The organism is Agrobacterium sp. SORGH_AS_0440 (genome assembly GCF_031453135.1).
In the GTDB taxonomy this organism is placed as follows: Bacteria; Pseudomonadota; Alphaproteobacteria; order Rhizobiales; family Rhizobiaceae; genus Agrobacterium; species Agrobacterium pusense.
Genome location: NZ_JAVIYR010000001.1, coordinates 1,498,822 through 1,518,248 on the forward strand (window position 1 = coordinate 1,498,822; position 19,427 = coordinate 1,518,248).

The 19,427-nt window shown below is 61.0% G+C and carries 15 protein-coding genes; 14 read left to right on the forward strand and 1 reads right to left on the reverse strand.

Annotated features, from left to right (window positions below; all coding sequences use genetic code 11):
• The first annotated feature begins 19 nt into the window (after nt 1-19).
• Nucleotides 20-730, forward strand: a complete 711-nt coding sequence (locus tag QE453_RS06870) for a ribonuclease activity regulator RraA (RefSeq protein WP_003506768.1) — start codon at nt 20-22, stop codon at nt 728-730.
• 3 nt (nt 731-733) lie between these two features.
• Here QE453_RS06870 and QE453_RS06875 read toward each other — a convergent pair whose 3' ends face one another.
• The gene (locus QE453_RS06875; RefSeq protein ID WP_309776933.1) at nt 734-3,085 is read right to left on the reverse strand and encodes a LuxR C-terminal-related transcriptional regulator; all 2,352 of its coding nucleotides are present in this window, start codon (nt 3,083-3,085) and stop codon (nt 734-736) included.
• Nucleotides 3,086-3,220: 135 nt separating this feature from the next.
• Between QE453_RS06875 and QE453_RS06880 the strand changes: the two genes are divergently transcribed.
• The 13 genes from QE453_RS06880 (at nt 3,221) to QE453_RS06940 (ending at nt 19,419) form a co-directional block, all read left to right on the forward strand.
• Nucleotides 3,221-4,249 carry an ABC transporter permease gene (locus QE453_RS06880; protein WP_112555534.1) on the forward strand — a complete coding sequence of 343 codons (1,029 nt, stop codon included), beginning with the start codon at nt 3,221-3,223 and terminating at the stop codon, nt 4,247-4,249.
• A complete protein-coding gene (locus QE453_RS06885; protein ID WP_309776563.1) occupies nt 4,249-5,130 on the forward strand; it encodes an ABC transporter permease in 882 nt (293 codons plus the stop codon). Before QE453_RS06880 ends, QE453_RS06885 begins: the two co-directional genes overlap by 1 nt.
• A gap of 4 nt (nt 5,131-5,134) precedes the next feature.
• Nucleotides 5,135-6,781, forward strand: coding sequence for an ABC transporter ATP-binding protein (gene nikE / locus QE453_RS06890; protein WP_309776564.1), 1,647 nt, complete (start codon nt 5,135-5,137; stop codon nt 6,779-6,781).
• Nucleotides 6,782-6,798: 17 nt separating this feature from the next.
• The gene (locus tag QE453_RS06895; RefSeq protein WP_309776565.1) at nt 6,799-8,355 is read left to right on the forward strand and encodes a hydantoinase/oxoprolinase family protein; all 1,557 of its coding nucleotides are present in this window, start codon (nt 6,799-6,801) and stop codon (nt 8,353-8,355) included.
• On the forward strand, nt 8,348-9,481 hold the full coding sequence (locus QE453_RS06900; RefSeq protein WP_004438394.1) for a DUF917 domain-containing protein: 1,134 nt from the start codon (nt 8,348-8,350) through the stop codon (nt 9,479-9,481). The genes QE453_RS06895 and QE453_RS06900 overlap by 8 nt, the downstream gene beginning before the upstream one ends.
• Before the next feature lie 44 nt (nt 9,482-9,525).
• Nucleotides 9,526-11,121 (forward strand): ABC transporter substrate-binding protein, encoded by a 1,596-nt coding sequence (locus QE453_RS06905; RefSeq protein ID WP_309776566.1) that lies wholly within the window; start codon nt 9,526-9,528, stop codon nt 11,119-11,121.
• A 117-nt stretch (nt 11,122-11,238) separates the two neighbouring features.
• On the forward strand, nt 11,239-12,315 hold the full coding sequence (locus QE453_RS06910; protein WP_172873763.1) for a DUF917 domain-containing protein: 1,077 nt from the start codon (nt 11,239-11,241) through the stop codon (nt 12,313-12,315).
• A complete protein-coding gene (locus tag QE453_RS06915; protein ID WP_044459799.1) occupies nt 12,312-13,850 on the forward strand; it encodes a hydantoinase/oxoprolinase N-terminal domain-containing protein in 1,539 nt (512 codons plus the stop codon). The genes QE453_RS06910 and QE453_RS06915 overlap by 4 nt, the downstream gene beginning before the upstream one ends.
• 44 nt (nt 13,851-13,894) lie before the next feature.
• Nucleotides 13,895-14,839 carry an isoaspartyl peptidase/L-asparaginase family protein gene (locus tag QE453_RS06920; RefSeq protein ID WP_309776567.1) on the forward strand — a complete coding sequence of 315 codons (945 nt, stop codon included), beginning with the start codon at nt 13,895-13,897 and terminating at the stop codon, nt 14,837-14,839.
• Between the two features lie 105 nt (nt 14,840-14,944).
• On the forward strand, nt 14,945-15,850 hold the full coding sequence (locus QE453_RS06925) for a LysR family transcriptional regulator (protein ID WP_004438405.1): 906 nt from the start codon (nt 14,945-14,947) through the stop codon (nt 15,848-15,850).
• A 178-nt stretch (nt 15,851-16,028) separates the two neighbouring features.
• Nucleotides 16,029-16,973 carry an ABC transporter permease gene (locus QE453_RS06930; RefSeq protein WP_004438407.1) on the forward strand — a complete coding sequence of 315 codons (945 nt, stop codon included), beginning with the start codon at nt 16,029-16,031 and terminating at the stop codon, nt 16,971-16,973.
• Nucleotides 16,970-17,788 (forward strand): ABC transporter permease, encoded by an 819-nt coding sequence (locus QE453_RS06935; RefSeq protein ID WP_004438408.1) that lies wholly within the window; start codon nt 16,970-16,972, stop codon nt 17,786-17,788. Before QE453_RS06930 ends, QE453_RS06935 begins: the two co-directional genes overlap by 4 nt.
• Nucleotides 17,785-19,419, forward strand: a complete 1,635-nt coding sequence (locus QE453_RS06940; RefSeq protein ID WP_309776568.1) for an ABC transporter ATP-binding protein — start codon at nt 17,785-17,787, stop codon at nt 19,417-19,419. The genes QE453_RS06935 and QE453_RS06940 overlap by 4 nt, the downstream gene beginning before the upstream one ends.
• Nucleotides 19,420-19,427: the final 8 nt, after the last annotated feature.

Consider the following 19,427-nt stretch of genomic DNA (forward strand, 5'->3'; position numbering starts at 1 on the left):
CCATTGCGAGGAGAATGATATGAATAATGAAACGCGCGAAAAACTGATGACGATTTCCGTCGCCACGCTAGCGACAGCGCTTTACAAGCGCGGCTTGCGAAACCAGGTCATTCAGGGCGTTCGCCCGCTGGGCTACAAGGGCAAGAACATGGTGGGCCCGGCCTTTACCCTGCGCTACATGCCGGCCCGCGAGGATCGCAACCAGCTCGTAGAATTCCGCAATCCCGCCCATCCGCAGCGTGTTGCCATCGAAACCTGCCCGCCGGGCCACGTGCTTGTCATGGACAGCCGCAAGGACGCCTCTGCCGCCTCGGCCGGCGATATTCTGGTGACGCGTCTGATGGTTCGCGGTGGTGCGGGCATCGTTTCCGATGGCGGTTTCCGGGATGCGGCCACCATTGCCGAACTGGACATTCCGGCCTACCACACCCGCCCTTCGAGCCCCACCAATCTGACCAAACACGAGGCTATCGAGATCAACGGCCCCATCGGCTGCGGCGATGCACCGGTCTTTCCCGGCGACATCATCGTGGGCGATGCCGATTGCGTCATCGTCATCCCCGCCGGCATTGCCGATGAAGTGGCGACGGAAGCGGTTGAAATGACAGCCTATGAGGATTTCGTGGTAGAGCAGGTCAAGGCCGGCCAGACGATCATCGGCCTTTACCCCTGCACCAAGGAAGAGCACCAGACGGCCTTTGCCGAATGGCGCAAGAAGAATAACCGCTGAGCCTCATAACCAGCCCAGTGCTTTCGCCGCGCGGATCGCCTCCGCGCGGCGTTTGCAATCCAGCTTGCGGAACAGGTTGCCAAGGTGAAACTTCACCGTCACTTCCGAGATGTTGAGCGTCTTAGCAATCTTCTTGTTCGACATGCCGCTGGCCAATAGTTGCAGCATCTGTGCTTCCCGTTGAGAAAGGCCGCCATGCAGCGCCCGGGCCTGCGGTGAGTTCACCGAGGCGGCGAAAATAGACAGCGCGGTGCGGACATCGGATGAGGTTTCGATGAAACTGCGGATGCGGCGATTGTTGAGAAGCGGCGAAAGGAAGACGCGCTCTTCCGACAGCACACCGTTGCAGCCAAGGCGGGTCGCCGATTCAAGCGCGGTGAGTATATGCGCGCGGGCGGCGGCGTTGTCACGGCGCTGGTGCGCGGCATAGCTCTGCCAGATTCTCAATGCGACCTTCTCGCGATTGGTGACCTTTGGATTGGCGATCATCGCATCGATCTGCCGGGAGAGATAGGCGCGGGGTGTGAACAGATGCACCGCGTCGCGCAGCCAGGCCATGACATAGGCGATTTCATCACGACGTGTCAGGCGAGAGAGGTCTTCGTGGGCGCTCTCCACCCAGTTACGGCCCATGGGCATGCGAACTGCTGAAAGCGTCGCTGCGGCATCTGCCCAACGGTTGGCGTTCTGATAGGCGATGGCCGTTCTGATCTCCATCATCGCATGAAACTGCAACCCCTCCGACAGATGAATCCAGAGTCCGTCCAGAAAACCCGGACGAACGGTCATCGGAAAATGGTCGATCAGCACCTGCGAGGCGTAATGCAGTGCAAACTGCATCAGACTCGGCCAGATTTCGGCGGCGGCGAAATGATCAAAATCATGTTCGACGAAATGCAGCAGGTCGCGCGGTTTTCCGGCCTCATAGGCAAGGCAGGCTTCCGCCAGTCGCAGCATCCGGAACTCCTGCATGGCATCATGCGGCACCTGTTCCAGCCGTGCGCGCGCTTCCCGCGCCGCCCGGCGCGCCAGAAGCACATCGCCGCTCATCAGCCGCAGCACGATCTGGTGCAGATGGATGAAGAATTCGAGCAGAGGCTGTCCGCCCATCTTGCGCAGATAGATAAGCGCGCGGGCGGCGGCCGCCTCTGCCTCGCGGAAATTGCGACGGCGGATTTCGAACTCAAGCAGCGCATTGTAATAGGCCGCCCATTTCCCGTGATCGTCCATGGGGTAATCCGCCATGAACTCGCCAAGCCGCGTTATCACCGCGTCATTGGGCGTCAGGTCCTCGGCGATCATCAGGTTCAGCCGGAAGGTGCGGGCGGCGAAGGAAAACCGCGAGCCGCGGGCTAGCACCTTCAGCGGGTCAAGGTAATCCGAGCCGAGGCTTTTTCCGAGCAGATGGCGCACGCGCTGCAATTCGCCCTGTTTCAGCAAGGCGCGGGTAACCGCGAAAAGGACGGTTTCATTGGAGGTGATCATATCCTGCGAAAATCGCATGATGATCTCGCGAAACCTGTCGACGCTGCTTCGGTAGATGAGTTCCCGCCCATGGGCGCGTTCGAGGATTTGCGCGGCATGGGTCTCGTAACCGCGATCGAGCAGCATCGCCATGGCTGCGAGCGAATGCCCTGCCTTTTCGAAGGCCGAGGCGACCTCCACCACGGCGCTGCCGGCCTGCAAGGTGGCGAGGCGTTCTCTTGCCGCGGCCGTTAGGAGCCGTATCAGTGTGTGGTGATTGTCGGGTTTTCCCGTCAAAAAGGGCGGCAGAAGCATGGCCCAGTCAGCATCTGGGGCGGCGGAAGGGTTTTCGAGCCAGAAGGAAAGTTCGACGGTCTGGGCGGGCGTGAGATGGGGCAGATAGTTTTCGCGCAGATAGTCGGCGCATAACGTGTCATCCGGCAGGCGCGCCAGCGAAAGAAAGGCCGGCCATCCCGCGTAATCCTCGAGTGCCAGCCGTCGTTGCCCGGGCGGAAGGTCGTCTGCCTCATCTGGCCGAAAGGTGAGTTCTTCCGGTCCTATGGTGAGCGAGCCGTGATGCAGGATGTGACGCGCCATGCCGCTGATCCTCTGGTCCGGCCGGCAGGCGATGACGACGAAACGCACCGACTCCAGAATGGGGGCTGGCATGCGTACCGCCCTTGCAAAAACTGGAATGTCCCACAGCAGGTTGCCATTGACCGCGTCATCGCTTTGCGGCTGGTGCGTGCGGCATATCTGGGCTCCGAGTTCCTTTGCCAGCGTCTCCAGCAATACGCTTTTTCCCGCACCCGCCGGTGCGCGCAGAAACACCACGCCCGCGGTTTCGCTGGCAATGCGATTGCAGAGGTGGGTCCGGGGCAGAAGCATCATGGGAAAGGGATAGGATATCAGTTTCAAAAAACCTATACTCATTCTTTAAAAAACTATACCTTTCAGCGATTGTTCGAATGGCCATGTGGTGAAAACTTGTGCTCAGGCAACCGATGCACAAGGAACGTTCCACCGATGCAGCAACATCCGCTGGTCGCGATTTTGAACAGGCTCGGCACCTTCGTGCTGGTCATGATCGCCCTGTCCATCATGATTTTCGTGCTGGCCCGCGTGGTGCCGGGAGATCCCGCCCGCATGGCGCTGGGGCCGGCGGCAACGCAGGAGCAGGTGGATGCGTTGCGCGGGCAGATGGGCCTCGACAAGCCGCTCGCCGTTCAATATCTCGATTATATCGGCAATGCATTGCATGGTGATCTGGGCTTCTCGCTGGTTTCGCAGCGCCCCGTTACAACCGATCTGGCGCAGACTGTTCCTGCGACCGTCGAGTTGGTGCTGGTCTCGGTCATCTTCATGTTCCTCGTCGCCATCCCGCTCGGCGTCATCACGGCGCATTATCGCAACCGGCCGCTGGACCATATCGGTCGCATCCTGTCGCTTACCGGGGTCACGATCCCAAGCTTTCTCTTCGCCATCACGCTGCAATTGCTGGCAGCGCGCTTTCTCTCCGGCTGGCCGATCATCGGCAGGCTAGATCATTCGCTTGGCTGGCAGGGCGGCCCCACCGGTTTCATCCTTGTCGACGGCGTGCTGGCCGGACGTTTCGACGTCGTGCTCGATGCGTTGAAGCATCTCGCGCTTCCGGCTTTTGCGCTTTCCATGGCCGGCATCGGCCAGATCACCCGCATCACGCGCTCCTCTATGATCGAGAACCAGCGCAAGGACCATGTGCTGACCCTGCAAAGCTTCGGCGTGCCGGAGCGGGTCATCATCTTCCGTTACCTGCTGAAGCTCTCTTCCATCGCGCCGCTGACGATCATGGGTCTCGAATTCGCGTCGCTGATCGGCAATGCCTTCGTGATCGAGATGGTCTTCGCCTGGGGTGGTTTTGCTTCCTACGGGCTCAACGCCATCCTGCAGAAAGACCTCAACGCCGTGACCGCCGTGGTGCTGGTGGCCGGCCTGTTCTTCATCGTTGCGAACCTGATCGTGGATGTCCTGATCTCGATCATCGACCCGCGCCTGCGCCGCAAGGAGGCTCGCTGATGGCCGGTATGAAAATGCTCGAACCCACTGATCGGGGCTTAAGCGCCGGTTACATGATGTGGTATCGCTTCAGCCGCAATCCGGCGGCGGTAATCGGCTCGCTGATCCTTCTGTCGGTGCTTATACTCGCGGTCTTCGCACCATGGCTAACGCCCTATCCGAAACATATCGGCGCGGTTGTCGATTTCCGCGCCCGCCATATGCCGCCGGATCTGGAACACTGGTTCGGCACCGACAAGGCCGGGCGCGATATCTTTTCCCGCACCATCTTCGGGCTGCGTGTCTCGCTGCTTCTCGTCATCGGCGTGCTCGGTATTTCGGTTCCGGTCGGAACTGTGCTCGGCCTGATCGCCGGTTATTTCGGCGGCTGGACCGAAAAACTCATCAGCGGCCTGACGAATGTGATGCTGGCCATGCCGCCACTCGTCATGGCGCTCGCGGTCTCCAACCTGCTGGAACCGACACTGATGAACGCCATGATCGCGATCACGCTGCTATGGTGGACCTGGCATGCGCGGCTGATCTATTCGGTATCGAAGTCCATCGCTTCGGAAGATTACATCGAGGCGGCACGTCTTGCCGGTGCAGGCCCGTTACACATCCTCTTCCGCGAAATACTGCCCAACTGCGTTTCGGTCATATCGGTCAAGACGACGCTCGATGCCGCCTTCGTCATCCTGTTTGGCGCGACGCTGAGCTTCCTTGGTTTCGGTGTCAAGCCGCCGACGCCTGACCTTGGATCGATGGTCGCCGACGGGCGCCAGTTCATGCCGGATTTCTGGTGGGAAGTGCTCTGCCCCGGCGCGGCCGTGCTTTACGTGACGCTGGGCTTCAATCTGCTGGGCGACGGCCTGCGCGACATGTTCGACGTGGAAAGCTAAAACCATGACTGAACCGCTTCTCAAGGTCGAAAACCTCAACGTCACCTTCACCAATTACGGCCGCAGCCGGCAGGTGCTGCGCGATGTCGCCTTCACGGTTGCCGCCGGCGAACGCGTGGCGTTGATCGGCGAAACCGGGTCGGGCAAATCCGTCACGGCCAAGGCTATCATCGGCACTTTGCCAAAAAACGCCGCGATCACATCAGGTGCCATCTTCATCGATGGCCGGGATGTGCTGTCCATGCCACGCAGGGAGCGTGAGGCCCTGAAGGGGACCGCGTTTTCGCTGATCATGCAGGACCCACTCTCCTCCTTCAATCCGGTCTTCAAGATCGGCACACATCTCGATGATGTCATGCGCTTCGCCGACAAGCGCGATGGAATCAACTCGTCCAAGGCCGGGCGTCGCAACCGCATTGCTGCCGTTCTGCGCCGGGTGCAGCTTGCCGACACCGAGCGGGTGATGAACGCCTATCCGTCCGAACTTTCGGGCGGCATGCGCCAGCGCGTGTTGATCGGGCTTGCCCTGCTGCATCAGCCGAAGCTCCTGATCGCGGACGAGCCGGGCACGGCACTTGATGTGACGACGCAGGATGAAATCCTCAATCTCATCAACCAGCTGGTCGCCGAAGAAAACATGGCGCTCTTGATGATCACCCACAATCTCGGCGTCGTGCGCAAGGTGGCGGATCGGGTCGTGGTCATGCATCACGGCGATATCGTCGAGACCGGACCCTGCACGCAAATCCTCCATAGCCCCGCCAAGGATTATACGCGCTCGCTTCTGGATGCGGTGCCTCCGCTTTATGGCCCGCGCGTCACCGATCTGGCGCAGAGCACGCGTTCGCCCATCGTCACCATCGAAGGGCTGAACAAGATTTATGGTCGGCGCAACGGTTATCACGCCGTGCGGGATGTGAATCTGACGCTGAAGGAAGGCGAGGTATTCGGCCTGGCCGGTGAATCCGGCTCCGGCAAAACTTCCGTCGCCCGTATGATCATGGGCCTTTCGCGCCCGACCTCCGGCAATCTTGTCATTGACGCTCCCGCGCCTGCGCGCGGCAAGCGATTGACGCAGATCGTCTATCAAAACCCGGGCACCTCGCTTAATCCGAAGCGCACGGTGAAACAGACGCTTGCCCTGCCGCTGAAATCCATCGGCATGGATAGGCAGGCGCGGGAAAACCGCATGCAGGAACTGATGGGGCTGGTGCGGCTGCCGCAATCCTATCTCGGCAAATATCCTCATGAGCTGTCCGGCGGCCAGAAGCAGCGTGTGGCGATTGCCCGGGCGCTGGCGGCCGAGCCGAAAATTCTCATCCTCGATGAGCCAACGGCCGCACTCGATGTCTCCGTGCAGAAGACGGTTATCGACCTTCTGCTGCAGCTGCGTGAGGAGCTTGGCCTGACCTATCTGATGATCTCGCACGACCTGTCGCTGATGCGCAATTTCTGTTCGCGCATCGCCATCATGCTGCGGGGCGAGATTGTCGAAGAGGGCGTGACGTCGGCGGTCTTTGCCGAACCGGCCCATCCCTATACCCGCGCCCTGATCGCGGCCATCCCCGTCGTCACCGACGAGGAAGAACGTCTCAAACCCACGGTGACTGAGGAGGAGCGCATGCGCTTCCTCGTTAAATCGACCGATTGATGAAAGAGGAGCCTGACGTGTATCGCGTTGGAATTGACGTCGGCGGCACGAATACCGATGCCGTTGTGTTGCAGGATAAGACCGTTCTGGCGGGGGTGAAGGCCTCCACGACAGAGGATGTGACGTCAGGCGTCATCGAAGCCCTGGAAAAGGTCATCGAGGCATCGGGCATAGACAGGGCGCGCATCGGTGCCGTGATGATCGGCACCACGCATTTCACCAATGCGGTGATCGAGCGCCGGCATATGGACGAGGTTGCAGCCATCCGGCTCGGCCTGCCGTCCGGTGCCGGCCTGCCGCCCATGGTCGACTGGCCGGATGATCTCAAAGAAATCGTCGGCAACCACGGTTATCAGGTGCGCGGCGGTTATGAATTCGACGGCCGCGAAATTTCACCGCTCGATGAGGACGAAATCGTCCGCATCGCCGCCGATATTCGCGCCAAGGGCCTGAAGGCCGCTGCCGTCACCTGCGTTTTCAGCGGCATCAATGATGCTATGGAACTTCGGGCGAAAGAAATCCTGCAGGAACGCTGCCCCGGTCTGCCGGTGGTGATGTCCAAGGATATCGGCCGCCATGGCCTGCTTGCACGCGAAAGTGCGGCAATCATGAATGCCAGCCTGCTGTCGCTTGCCGACCGCACGGTTGCGGCTTTCGGCGAAGCGCTGAAGGCTGCGGGCATCACCTGCCCTTTCTATATTACTCAGAACGACGGTACGCTGATGGCGGCTGATGTGGTGCGCGGTTTCCCCGTGCTCACCTTTGCCTCCGGTCCGACGAACTCCATGCGTGGTGCTGCCTTCCTCACCGGCCTCAAGGATGCCGTGGTCGTGGATGTCGGCGGCACCACGTCGGACGTCGGCTCGCTTTCACACGGCTTCCCGCGTCAGGCCTCGACCACGGTGGATATTGGCGGCGTGCGCACCAATTTCCGCATGCCTGACGTTTTCTCCATCGGTCTCGGCGGCGGTTCCCTCGTGGTCAATGGCGACCATGGCCTGACTGTCGGGCCGAAATCCGTTGGTTACCGCGTCCGCCGCGAGGCGCTCTGCTTCGGTGGCTCGACCCTGACGGCGACGGATATCGCGGTTGCCTCCGGCAAGGCGGATGTTGGCGAGAAAAAGCTGGTTTCCAGCCTCGACAAAAAGCTCGTGGATGCGGCCGTCAACAAGATCAACGACATGCTTGAAGCCTGCGTGGAGCGCAGCCGCATCTCATCGTCACCGGTGCCGGTTATCGCCGTTGGCGGCGGTTCCATCCTGATGCCGGATCGCATCGGTGATCTTGAGGTTATCCGGCCTGCGAATTTCGCGGTGGCCAATGCCGTTGGCGCGGCCATTGCGCAGATCAGCGGTGAGACCGACCGGGTCTTCTCACTCGTCGATGGACGCACGCGCGAGAGCGCACTGGCGGAGGCAGAAGCGGAGGCCCGCGAAAAGGCGGTTGCCGCCGGCGCGATTGCCGCGACGCTCGAAGTGATCGAGCGCGAGGATATGCCGCTGGCTTACCTGCCCGGCAACGCCACCCGCATTCATGTGAAAGTTGTTGGAGAAATGGGAGCCAATCATGGCTGAGACACGCAAGCTGAAATATGACGAGGCGGCATTGCGGACGCTGACCCGTGAGGACCTGGACGCATTGGAAATCGGCGCCGGCATTCTCGGCACGGGCGGCGGCGGCAATCCCTATCTCGGCAAGCTTCTGGCGCTGGAGGCCATGAAGGCCGGCTACGAGATGAAGATTCTCGCAACCGACGCCATCGAGCCGGACGCGCTCTGCATGTCCATCGGCGGTATCGGCGCGCCTGTCGTCGGCGTCGAGCGCATTCGCGAAGGCCGTGAAGGCCTGCGTTGCCTGCGGGCGATGGAAGAGCTGATCCGCACGCCAGTTGACGCCATCGTCTGCGAGGAAATCGGCGGTTCCAATTCCATGAACCCACTGGTGACGGCGGCGCTGGGCGGCCTGCCGATCCTCGATTGCGATGGCATGGGCCGGGCTTTCCCGGAAATGCAGATGACCACCTTCTCCATCTATGGCCATAGTTCCACGCCCTCGGTGATGTGCGATCTGCACGGTAATGCCGTCATCTTCAGCCATGCCGTTTCCGAGGTCTGGCACGAGCGTATGGCACGCGCTTGCGTCGTCTCGCAGGGCGGTGGCGCGATGCTGGCGACCGCGCCGATGCAGGCACATTACGTGCACCAGTATGGCATTCCGAAAACATACACCAAGGCCATTGCCATCGGTGAGGCGGTGATCCGTGCCCGCAAGCAGCAGGAAGACCCTATTGCCGCAGTCTGCGCGCTCGAAGGCGGGCGGCGCATCTTCAACGGCAAGATCACCGATCTGAAGCGCCATCTTCGCGGCGGTTTCGCCGTCGGCGATCTCACGCTTTCCGGCTTTGATGATTGCGCCGGCCAGACGGCAGGCGTCGCCATCCAGAACGAATTCCTGCTGTTTTCCCGTGACGGCAAGGTGGAAGTGACGGTTCCCGATCTGATCGTCCTGCTCGATGTCGACACCGGTTATCCGATCACCACCGAAGTGCTGCGCTACGGCCAGCGCGTGGCCGTCATCGCCATCCCCTGCCACGACCTGCTGCGCAGCGCCCGCGCGCTTGAGGTCGTCGGGCCGGCGGCCTTCGGTTACCCGGACATTCCTTTCTCACCGCTGCCCGTTCCGGTCAGCAAGGCTGCCTAACCATAAGCGGGCCCGATGACCCGCAATAAAGAGGAGAACAAAAAATGAAAATGCCTGTAGTTTCTTCCCGTCTCGCTGCGCTGGCGCTTGGCACGGCGCTCGCGTTGCCGCTTATCTCTTCCGCAGCTCTTGCGGAAGACAAGGTGTCGGTCGCGGTCAACACCATGCAGATATTCAGCTCGCTCGACCCGGCGAAAGTGACTGACTACACCGGCTACATGGCCATCGTGAACATGTATGACGGTCTGACCACGGTAAACGCCAAGGGCGAAATCGTGCCGCATCTGGCGAAATCCTGGGAGATTTCCGAGGACGGCCTGACCTACACCTTCCACCTGCGCGACGATGCGAAATTCCAGGACGGTACGGCAGTGAAGGCGGCCGATCTTGCCTGGTCGATCCAGCGCCTGCTCGGTATCAACAAGGGCCCGTCGAACCTCATCGTCGGCGTGCTGAAGCCTGAAAACGTGACCGCACCTGACGATGCAACCCTGGTCATGAAGATCGACCGCCAGTTCTCGCCCTTCATGGCGGCAACGCCGCTGATGATGGCAATGAACAAGACGCTGATCGAAGCCAATGCCAAGCCCGAAGACAAATGGGGCGAGGCTTATGTCGGCGAACATTCCGCCGGTTCCGGCCCCTACAAGTTGATCAGCTACAACCGCTCGGCCGACATGGTCATCGCCCGCAATGCCGATTATTTCCTCGGCTGGACCAAGGGCAAGCCGATCGATGAAGTGCGCTTCGTGCAGACCAGCGACGACGCCACCGTCAAGGCGTTGGCGGAAAAGGGCGAGCTCGGCCTTTCCTCGCACGGGCTCGGCAACGACACCTATGAATCCATCGGCCGGATGAAGGGTTACAAGCTGATCCAGACCCGCACCGCCGGCGGTTTCGTCATCAAGCTCAACACCAAGGTCTATCCGACCGACGACGTCCACGTCCGCCGCGCCATCGCTTATGCGACCGACTACAAGACGATCCAGGAAGTGATCTATCCGGGCTTCGATATGAAGGGGCCGCTCTCTGACGCGTTCAAGGACGCCCATAATGGCGATATCCAGCCGGGCGTCTACGATCTGGAAAAAGCCAAGGAAGAGCTGGCGAAGTCGAAATATGCCGGCCAGAAGATCACGCTCGTCAACAGCTATGTCGCGTCGCTCGCCTTCGAGGCGGAAGTGGCGCTGCTGTTGCAGTCCAGCCTCGAGCAGATCGGCATCACGCTCGATATCAAGCCCGAGCCGTGGAATCGCATCGTCGAGCTTTCTTCCAAACCCGAAACAACGCCGGCATCGACGCAGGTGAACATCTCGCCAACCTACCCGTCGCCGGATTCGATGTTCTACAACCAGTATCATTCCAAGGCGTCCGGTACCTGGATGTCGATGGAATGGCTGCAGAACGCGGAAATCGACGGGCTGATCGACAAGGTTCGCGCCACCACTGATGTGAACGAGCAGAACGCTACCTACAAGGAGCTGCAGACGAAGATCGTTGATCTTCAGCCTGACGTCTGGGCGGTTGCGCCGAACCGCCGTTATGCGGCGAACAAGTGCCTTCAGGGTTACGAGTTCATTCCCATGCAGAGCTGGGATCTGAACTTTTCAAACTTCCATTGGGACTGCAAAGCGGAGTGATCTTCACTTCATGAAAACCGGCCCCGCCACAAAGGCGGGGCCTGCCAGACTTGGAACTTCAAAGGGAAGGAGCATCGCCTGCGGCCGGAAAGGCTGCGGCATGCCCGAGGATGACGCATGATCCAGGAATTTTCCGAAGACGATATCGAACCTCTGGCCACCGGTGCCTGGATTCTGGGAACGGGTGGCGGCGGCAACCCCTATATCTCGACGCTCAATCTGCGGCGCCTCTATGCCGAGGGACGGCGGGTGAAGGTCATGGACCCCATGGCACTTGCCGATGACGACATGGTTGCCGTCGTCTCCAAGATGGGTGCGCCGCTTGTCGGTCAGGAACGACTGGGTGATCCCGTGCATCTCGCCCGTGCCGTCGAGGTGATGGAGGATTATCTCGGCAAGCCGTTCCGGGCGATCATGAGCGTTGAAATCGGCGGCTCGAATGCGCTTTCTTCCTTCCTCGCCGCCGCCGTTCTCGACCGGCCGGTCGTGAATGCGGACGCCATGGGACGAGCCTATCCCGAAGCACAGATGACATCTTTCGCCATCGGCAACCTGCCGATGTTTCCGCTGTCGCTGGTCGATGTGCGCGACAATGAGGTGATCGTAACGCGGGCTGCCTCATGGAAATGGATGGAGCGTATCTCGCGTAAGGTCTGCACCGAAGTGGGCTCCACCGCCGCCACCTGCAAGGCGCCGCGCACCGGCAAGGAAGTGAAGGAGTGGGGCATTCATTACACCGTCACCAAGGCGACCGAACTCGGGCGCGCGGTGATGGAGGCGCGTGCGCGCCATAACGATCCCGTTCAGGCGGTTCTCGACCACGAAGGCGGCAAGCAGCTGTTCCGCGGCAAGGTGGTGGATGTGGCCCGCGAGACCACGGGTGGTTTCCTGCGCGGCAGCACCACCATTGAAGGCATCGATGCCGACCGTGGCTCGCGCATGGAGCTCGCATTTCAGAATGAGTGGGCCGTTGCCTTCCGCGATGGCCAGCCAGTCGCCATGACGCCGGACCTGCTTTGCCTTCTCGATACGGTTTCCGGCGGCGCCATCGGTACGGAATCGGTGCGTTACGGCCAGCGCGTGACGGTTGTCGCCCTGCCGGCACCCGAGCTTTTGACGACGCCTGCGGGCATCGCCGCCGTCGGCCCGCGCGCCTTCGGTTATGACATTGACTTCAGATCGGTATTCCCATGAAACGCATCGGTATTGACGTTGGCGGCACCAATACGGATGCCGTTTTGATCGATGGAGACACCATTGTCGCCTCCATCAAGGTTCCGACCACGCAGGATGTCCTGTCGGGCGTAAAAGCAGCGCTCGCCCATGTGTCCGGCCATGTCGGCGCGACGGATCGACCGATCGACGCGGTGATGATCGGCACCACCCATTTCACCAATGCGGTGGTGGAGCGCGCCCGGCTGGAACGGGTTGCAGCCATCCGCATCGCTCTGCCGACCGGTTCTTCGCTGCCGCCCATGTGCGACTGGCCAAAAGATTTGTACGATGCTGTCGATCCGTTGATTTTCATGGTCCATGGTGGCCATGAATATGACGGCAGCCCGCTGGTGCCGATGATTCCCGATGAAATTCGGGAGGCTGCGATGAAAATCCGCGATGCGGGCATCACTTCCATCGCCATTTCGGCAACCTTCTCGCCGCTGACAACGGAATGCGAAGTACGGGCGGCGGAAATCGTCCGTTCGGTCATTCCCGATGCACGCATCACGCTTTCCCATACGCTTGGCCGCATCGGGCTTCTGGAGCGGGAAAACGTCGCCCTGCTGAACGCGGCACTGCAAACCCTTGGCAGGACAACCGTTCAGGCATTTTCGGATGCGTTGCGCGAAGCAGGTGTGAAGGCGCCATTCTATCTGACCCAGAATGACGGCACGGTGGCGCTCGCGGATGTCGCCGCTGCCAACCCGGTGCACAGCTTCGCTTCCGGCCCGACGAACTCAATGCGGGGTGCTGCCTTCCTCACCGGGCTAACCGATGCCATGGTGGTGGATGTCGGCGGCACGACTTCCGATATTGGCTGCCTTGTCGGCGGTTTTCCGCGGGAAGCGAACAATATCGTCCATATTGGCGGGGTGCGCACGCTCTTCCGCATGCCCGATCTTCTGCCGATTGCGCTCGGCGGCGGCACGATCGTTGATCCTGAGACGGGCAAGATCGGTCCACGCTCGGTCGGTTATCGCATCCTGACGCAGGCCCGTGTTTTCGGCGGCGATACGCTCACGACCTCGGATATTGCCGTTGCCGCGGGGCTGATCGAGATGGGTGACCGCGACCGTGTCAAAGGCCTCGATCCGGCTTTCGTGCAGGCCACACTCCAACGCATCCGTGACATGGTGGCCGACAGTTTCGACCAGATGAAGACCTCGGCGGAAGATGTGCCGCTCGTTGCCGTCGGCGGCGGGGCGTTTTTGATTCCCGAGACGGTTCCGGGTGCGTCGGAAGTGCTGCGTGTGGAAAATGCCGGCGTTGCCAATGCGCTGGGCGCGGCGATGGCGCAGGTTTCCGGCGAGGTCGACCAGGTCTTTTCCGGCCTGAGCCGCGAGGAGGCCCTTGCGAAAGCAGAGACCGAGGCGCAGAACGCGGCGATTGCCTCTGGAGCGGAACGAGCGAGCCTGAAGACGCTTGAGGTGGAAGATATCCCGATTGCCTATCTGCCTGGCGGCGCGCGGCGGGTTCGCGTGCGGGTCATCGGCGATATCGCCTTTCATTGATGGTAAGAGGCCCTGCGGTTGGCGGGGCGACGAGGGGAGAGAACATGACGAAGATCGCACTGGCCATTCACGGTGGTTGCGGCGTTATGCCGGAAGACAGCATGACTTCAGAGGAGTGGACCGCTGCGCGCGATGATCTGGCAGCGGCGCTGCGTGCCGGTTATGGCGTATTGAAGGCTGGCGGAACCGCGCTTGAGGCGGTCGAGGCGGCGGTCGTTGTCATGGAGGACAGCCCGCATTTTAACGCAGGGCATGGTGCCGCACTGAACGAGAACGGCATCCACGAACTCGATGCCTCGATCATGGATGGTGCCACATTGGCAGCGGGCGCGATCAGCGCGTCCCGCGCCATTCGCAATCCGGTGAAAGCCGCCCGCGCACTGATGGCGGATGATCGTGCCGTCTATCTGACGGGGGAGGCGGCCGACCGCTTTGCGGAGGAAAAGGGGCTCGCGACCGAGCCGCAATCCTATTTCACGACTCAAAAGCGCCGTGAAGCACTGGCGGCGATGAAGCGCCATGCCGCCGCTGGCACGGAAGCGACGGAAAACGAGAAACACGGAACCGTGGGTGCGGTGGCGCTCGATGGGGCGGGCCATCTTGCCGCGGCCACCTCGACAGGTGGCTACACCAACAAGCCCGATGGCCGGGTGGGTGACAGCCCAGTGATCGGGGCAGGCACCTATGCACGGGATGGGGCCTGCGCGGTTTCCGGCACCGGCAAGGGCGAATTTTTCATCCGCTACGTCGTCGGTCACGAGGTCGCATCCCGCGTCGCCTATCTCGGGCAGGATCTGGAGACGGCTGCTGGCAATCTCGTCCATAAGGATCTGGCGCCCTACGATATTGGCGCGGGTCTTGTGGCTATCGATGCCGAAGGCGGGATTGCAGCGCCCTACAATACCCCCGGCATGTTCCGCGGTTGGGTTACCTCCACGGGTGATGCTTGCGTGGCCACCCATGACACCGTGTATTCGGTGGAACTGTAGGCAGTTGCCGCGTGCGAGATAAAAAAACCGGTGACATGAAGCGTTATCGGCGGCAAAACCTCAGAACCGAAACCGGCTTGTCTCTTCATCCATGGTGATGGCCTCATGAACATCAAGCAGCTCGAAGTTCTTCGCACGCTTCTTTCCACCGGCTCGACCATCGCCACGGCCAAGGCAATGGGGCTTAGCCAATCCGGCATCAGCCGGCTTCTGGCGCAGCTTGAGGCCGACCTGTCTCTGACGCTGTTTGCCCGCGACAAAGGGCGGCTCATTCCGACACCGGAGGCGGTGCTGCTTGCGCGGGATGCGGAAAACGTGCTGCTTGCGGTCGACCGCATGTCCGGTCATGCGGAAGATTTGCGGAATGGTGCGGCTGGTCCGGAAATCGTGCGCATCGGGCTGCCGAGCAGTATGTGGGAAAATTTCGCGCCCGCCATGCTGATCGACTACGTCCGGGATTTTCCCGGCGTTCGCATCGAGACTTTTTTCGAGACGACGACCGCCATCAACAAGCTTGTCGGCGAGCGGGTGATTGATCTCGGTTTCCTGCGGATGGAAGGTGAGATCGGGCCGGGCATCGACGTCGAGCGTGTCGCGACCGGCAAGAGTGTGTGCGTGGTCCGGGAGGATCATCCGCTGGCAGCGCTTGACGAAATTACCGTGAAGGACCTGCGCAACATTCCGCTCATCCTGATCGGCCGCCAGCGGCCAAATCGCATGGCGCTCGATCAGGTGTTCAAAAAGGCTGGCGTCAAACCGATGGTGAAGATCGAGACTCACACCAACAGTTCCGCCTGCGCCTATGTGGCGCACGGGTTGGGGGTAACGATCATCAGCAGTTTTTATGCCAACCTCTATCGGCACCTGCCCGTTGTCGCGCGGCCGTTCGTCCCGCAGGCGACGCAGGAGTTCGGTCTTGCCCGCGCCTCCGGAGCGCCGCTCTCCATCGCTGCGCAGGCGCTGAGCGATGCCTTGAAGCGGGAAATTCAGCTCTCGCAAAAGATCGTCTGAAGCGGGATTTTGGGCGGAAGATGTCCTTGTCCTCATCAGGATGACCGCGCCGTCATTCTGCATAGAGGTATGACGTTTATGCATAATATTGCGTGATATTTCTCAATCCGTCATAGTCGCCAGCAATGAAACCGATAGAGGCGGGCTGTCATTACCTGCCATCAATCGTGGGGAACCGATGATAAGATTTATACTGAGCCGTCTTTTGATGGCGCTGCCGACGATCGCATTCGTGTCGATCACGGTGTTTGCGCTCATCCGCTTCATTCCCGGCGATCCGGCCGCCCTGATGCTGGGCGACATGGCGCAACCGGAACAGATCGAAGCCATGAGGACCGAGCTCGGCCTCGACAAGTCTATGCCGCAACAGTTCGTCATCTGGGCCGGCAATGTGGTGCAGGGCGATTTCGGTCGCTCCATCGTCAATGACGAGCCGGTGCTGCCGTTGGTCGTCTCGCGCTTTCTCGTCAGCGCCGAGATCGTCGTGGTCGCGGTGCTTCTCGCCAGCCTGATTGCGGTTCCGGCAGGCGTGATCGCCGCCTGGAAACAGAACAGCCTTACTGATCTCGCGCTGGTCGGAACGGCGACGCTGCTTCTGTCCATTCCCACGTTCTGGCTTGGCCTTCTGCTTCTTCTGTTTTTCGGCCTGAAACTCGGCTGGCTGCCGGTGCTCGGATATGTGTCGATCAGCGACAATCTCGTCGGCGGCATGCTTTATCTCGTCCTGCCCGTCATGACGCTGGTAATCCACGAAATGGGTGTTCTGATCCGCATGGCGCGCGCCTCGACGCTGGAGGTTCTGCGGCTGGATTACATCACCCACGCCCGCGCCAAGGGCCTTTCGGAAAGCGCCGTTCTCTGGCGGCACGCCTTCAAGAATGCCTTCGGTCCGACCTGGACAATGATCGGCCTCATCCTTGGCAATCTTCTCGGCGGCATCGCCGTTATCGAAACGGTGTTCACCATTCCGGGCCTCGGACGGTTGATGGTCGACAGTATTTTTGCCCGCGACTATCCGGTCATACAGGGCTGTCTGCTGTTCGTCTCGCTCTCCTATGTTCTGGTCAACCTGTTCGTCGACCTTCTCTATCCCCTCTTCGATCCGCGCGTGGTTGCCGAATGAAAAAGTTCACACTCAACGGGCTTATCGGCGGCTTTCTCATCGCCCTCCTGCTCATTACCGCCGCAACCGGCCTGTTCTGGACACCTTATGATCCAATGAAGCTCGGTTTCGCCTCGCGTTTGGCCAGTCCAAGCGCCAGCCATCTTCTCGGCACCGACGAATTCGGGCGTGATGTTTTGAGCCGCCTGATGGTCGGCGCACGTGCCAGCGTCTGGATCGGCTTCCTGACGGTCAGCTTCGCGACGATCTGCGGCACGCTGATCGGCCTTGTCAGCGGTTATGCGCGGGGCTGGGTGGATGGCGTCATCATGGCCATCAACAATGCGCTTCTCGCCTTTCCCGGCATTCTGCTGGCGCTGGGCCTGCTCGCGGTGTTCGGCGCAAACCAGTATGGCATCATCTTCGCTCTAGGTATCGCTTATACGCCATCCATGGCCCGCGTGGTGCGCGGTGCCGTGCTTTCTCTGCGTGAGCGTGAATTCATCGAGGCGTCGCTGGTGATGGGCAATGGTGAAATCTACACCATGTTCCGCCACATCCTGCCCAATTGCATCGCGCCGATCACGGTTCTTGCCACTTCCATGTTTGGCTGGGCCATTCTGTCGGAAAGCGCGCTCTCCTTCCTTGGCCTTGGTGTGCCGCCGCCGGCCCCCACCTGGGGCAACATGCTGGCCGCCGGCCGACCCTTCATCCAGCAGGCCGTGTGGCTGGGTCTTTTCCCCGGTCTCTGCATCGCGCTGACGCTGCTCGGCATCAATCTTTTGGGCGATGCCCTCCGCGACAGGCTTGACCCGCGCATGAGAGGTCTCAAATGACTGATAATACACTTCTCACCGTCCGGGGCCTTTCGCTCGAAGTCGCCAGAACCGGCCATCGGGTGGTCAAGGATGTTTCCTTCGATATAGCCGCGGGCGAAATCTTCGGCATCGTCGGTGAAAGCGGTTCGGGTAAGACGCTCGCCACCCGCGCGCTCATCTCGCTTCTGCCACCGGCCATCGCTGTTACCGGCGGATCGATCGTCTACAAGGGGCAGGATGTGAGGTCCCTGCCGGTGAAGGCGCTTCGAAGTCTGCGCGGCGCAGAGATCGGTGTGGTGTTTCAGGAGCCGATGACCTCCCTCAATCCATCAATGACGATAGGCCGGCAGCTGGAAGAGGGGCTGATCCTTCACACGAAACAGTCGGGAGAAGAGCGCCGCGCGAGAATTCTCGACATGCTGAGCCGGGTCGGCATCCGCGATCCCGAAGGCGCGTTGACGGCCTATCCGCATGAGTTTTCCGGCGGTATGCGCCAGCGCATCATGCTGGCCTCGGTCATGCTGTTGAAACCCGCTTTGCTGATTGCCGACGAGCCGACGACGGCACTTGACGCTGTCATCCAGCGCGATGTCATGGAACTGATGGTGGAGCTGACACGTGCGGAAGGCACCGCCGTTTTGCTCATCAGCCATGATCTGCCGATGGTGGCGCGTTATACCAGACGCATCGTGGTCATGGAAAAAGGCGCGATTGTCGAGCAGGGCCGTACCGAGGACCTGCTGGACGCGCCGCAGCACCCATATACCAAGAAGCTGCTTTCCTCCCTGCCGTTCCGTGGCGAGCCGCGCCGTATCGACACCTCCAAAGCGCCGATGGTTTCGGCCCGCGATATCGTTGTCGATTATGCCGGCCGCAAATCCCTGCTGAAGAAAGCCAAGCCAAAGCGCGCGCTGCATGGCGTCAGCATCGATATTCATGAGGGAGAGGTCGTGGCGCTGGTTGGCGGCTCCGGTTCCGGCAAGACGACGCTCGGCCGCACCATCGCCGGTCTCGTCAAGGAAAGCGAAGGGCATATCCGCTTTCAGGGCCGCGAGCGCAACGAGGACTGGAAGGATTATCGCCTGAATTGCCAGATGGTGTTTCAGGATCCCTATTCCTCGCTTGATCCGCGCATGACCATTCAGGCGCTGGTGGAGGAGGCATTGCGCCTCGTGCCTGACCTCGATCAGGCCGCCAAGCGCAAGCGGGCGCTGGAAACACTGGAGGAAGTGGGGCTCGGCGCTGACTACGCCGCCCGTTATCCGCACGAGCTTTCCGGCGGCCAGCGCCAGCGCGTGGCGATTGCCCGCGCCGTTGCCCGCCGTCCGCGGTTCCTGATCGCCGACGAACCGGTCTCGGCACTCGACGTGACGGTGCGGGCGCAGGTGCTCGATCTCTTTTCCGATCTGCAGAAACGTTACGGCTTTTCCTGCCTGTTCATCAGCCACGATCTCGGTGTGGTGGAGCAGGTGGCGGACCGTGTCGTCGTCATGCAGGACGGGCGCATCATCGAAGAGGGTGACCGCGACACGATTTTCGACAGTCCGATGGAAGCCTATACGCGCCGGCTGCTCTCGGCCATTCCCGCCCTCGACCAGAATGAAAAGGGCGGCGTGACACTGAAATGGCGTCTGGAAGATGAAGTTTAACAGGAAGA

Excerpts from the sequence above, each read along its gene's own strand:
- QE453_RS06870 (WP_003506768.1), top strand. The coding sequence starts at position 20 with ATGAATAATGAAACGCGCGAAAAACTGATGACGATTTCCGTCGCCACG.
- QE453_RS06875 (WP_309776933.1), bottom strand. The coding sequence starts at position 3,085 with ATGATGCTTCTGCCCCGGACCCACCTCTGCAATCGCATTGCCAGCGAA.
- QE453_RS06880 (WP_112555534.1), top strand. The coding sequence starts at position 3,221 with ATGCAGCAACATCCGCTGGTCGCGATTTTGAACAGGCTCGGCACCTTC.
- QE453_RS06885 (WP_309776563.1), top strand. The coding sequence starts at position 4,249 with ATGGCCGGTATGAAAATGCTCGAACCCACTGATCGGGGCTTAAGCGCC.
- nikE (WP_309776564.1), top strand. The coding sequence starts at position 5,135 with ATGACTGAACCGCTTCTCAAGGTCGAAAACCTCAACGTCACCTTCACC.
- QE453_RS06900 (WP_004438394.1), top strand. The coding sequence starts at position 8,348 with ATGGCTGAGACACGCAAGCTGAAATATGACGAGGCGGCATTGCGGACG.
- QE453_RS06905 (WP_309776566.1), top strand. The coding sequence starts at position 9,526 with ATGAAAATGCCTGTAGTTTCTTCCCGTCTCGCTGCGCTGGCGCTTGGC.
- QE453_RS06910 (WP_172873763.1), top strand. The coding sequence starts at position 11,239 with ATGATCCAGGAATTTTCCGAAGACGATATCGAACCTCTGGCCACCGGT.
- QE453_RS06915 (WP_044459799.1), top strand. The coding sequence starts at position 12,312 with ATGAAACGCATCGGTATTGACGTTGGCGGCACCAATACGGATGCCGTT.
- QE453_RS06920 (WP_309776567.1), top strand. The coding sequence starts at position 13,895 with ATGACGAAGATCGCACTGGCCATTCACGGTGGTTGCGGCGTTATGCCG.
- QE453_RS06925 (WP_004438405.1), top strand. The coding sequence starts at position 14,945 with ATGAACATCAAGCAGCTCGAAGTTCTTCGCACGCTTCTTTCCACCGGC.
- QE453_RS06930 (WP_004438407.1), top strand. The coding sequence starts at position 16,029 with ATGATAAGATTTATACTGAGCCGTCTTTTGATGGCGCTGCCGACGATC.
- QE453_RS06935 (WP_004438408.1), top strand. The coding sequence starts at position 16,970 with ATGAAAAAGTTCACACTCAACGGGCTTATCGGCGGCTTTCTCATCGCC.
- QE453_RS06940 (WP_309776568.1), top strand. The coding sequence starts at position 17,785 with ATGACTGATAATACACTTCTCACCGTCCGGGGCCTTTCGCTCGAAGTC.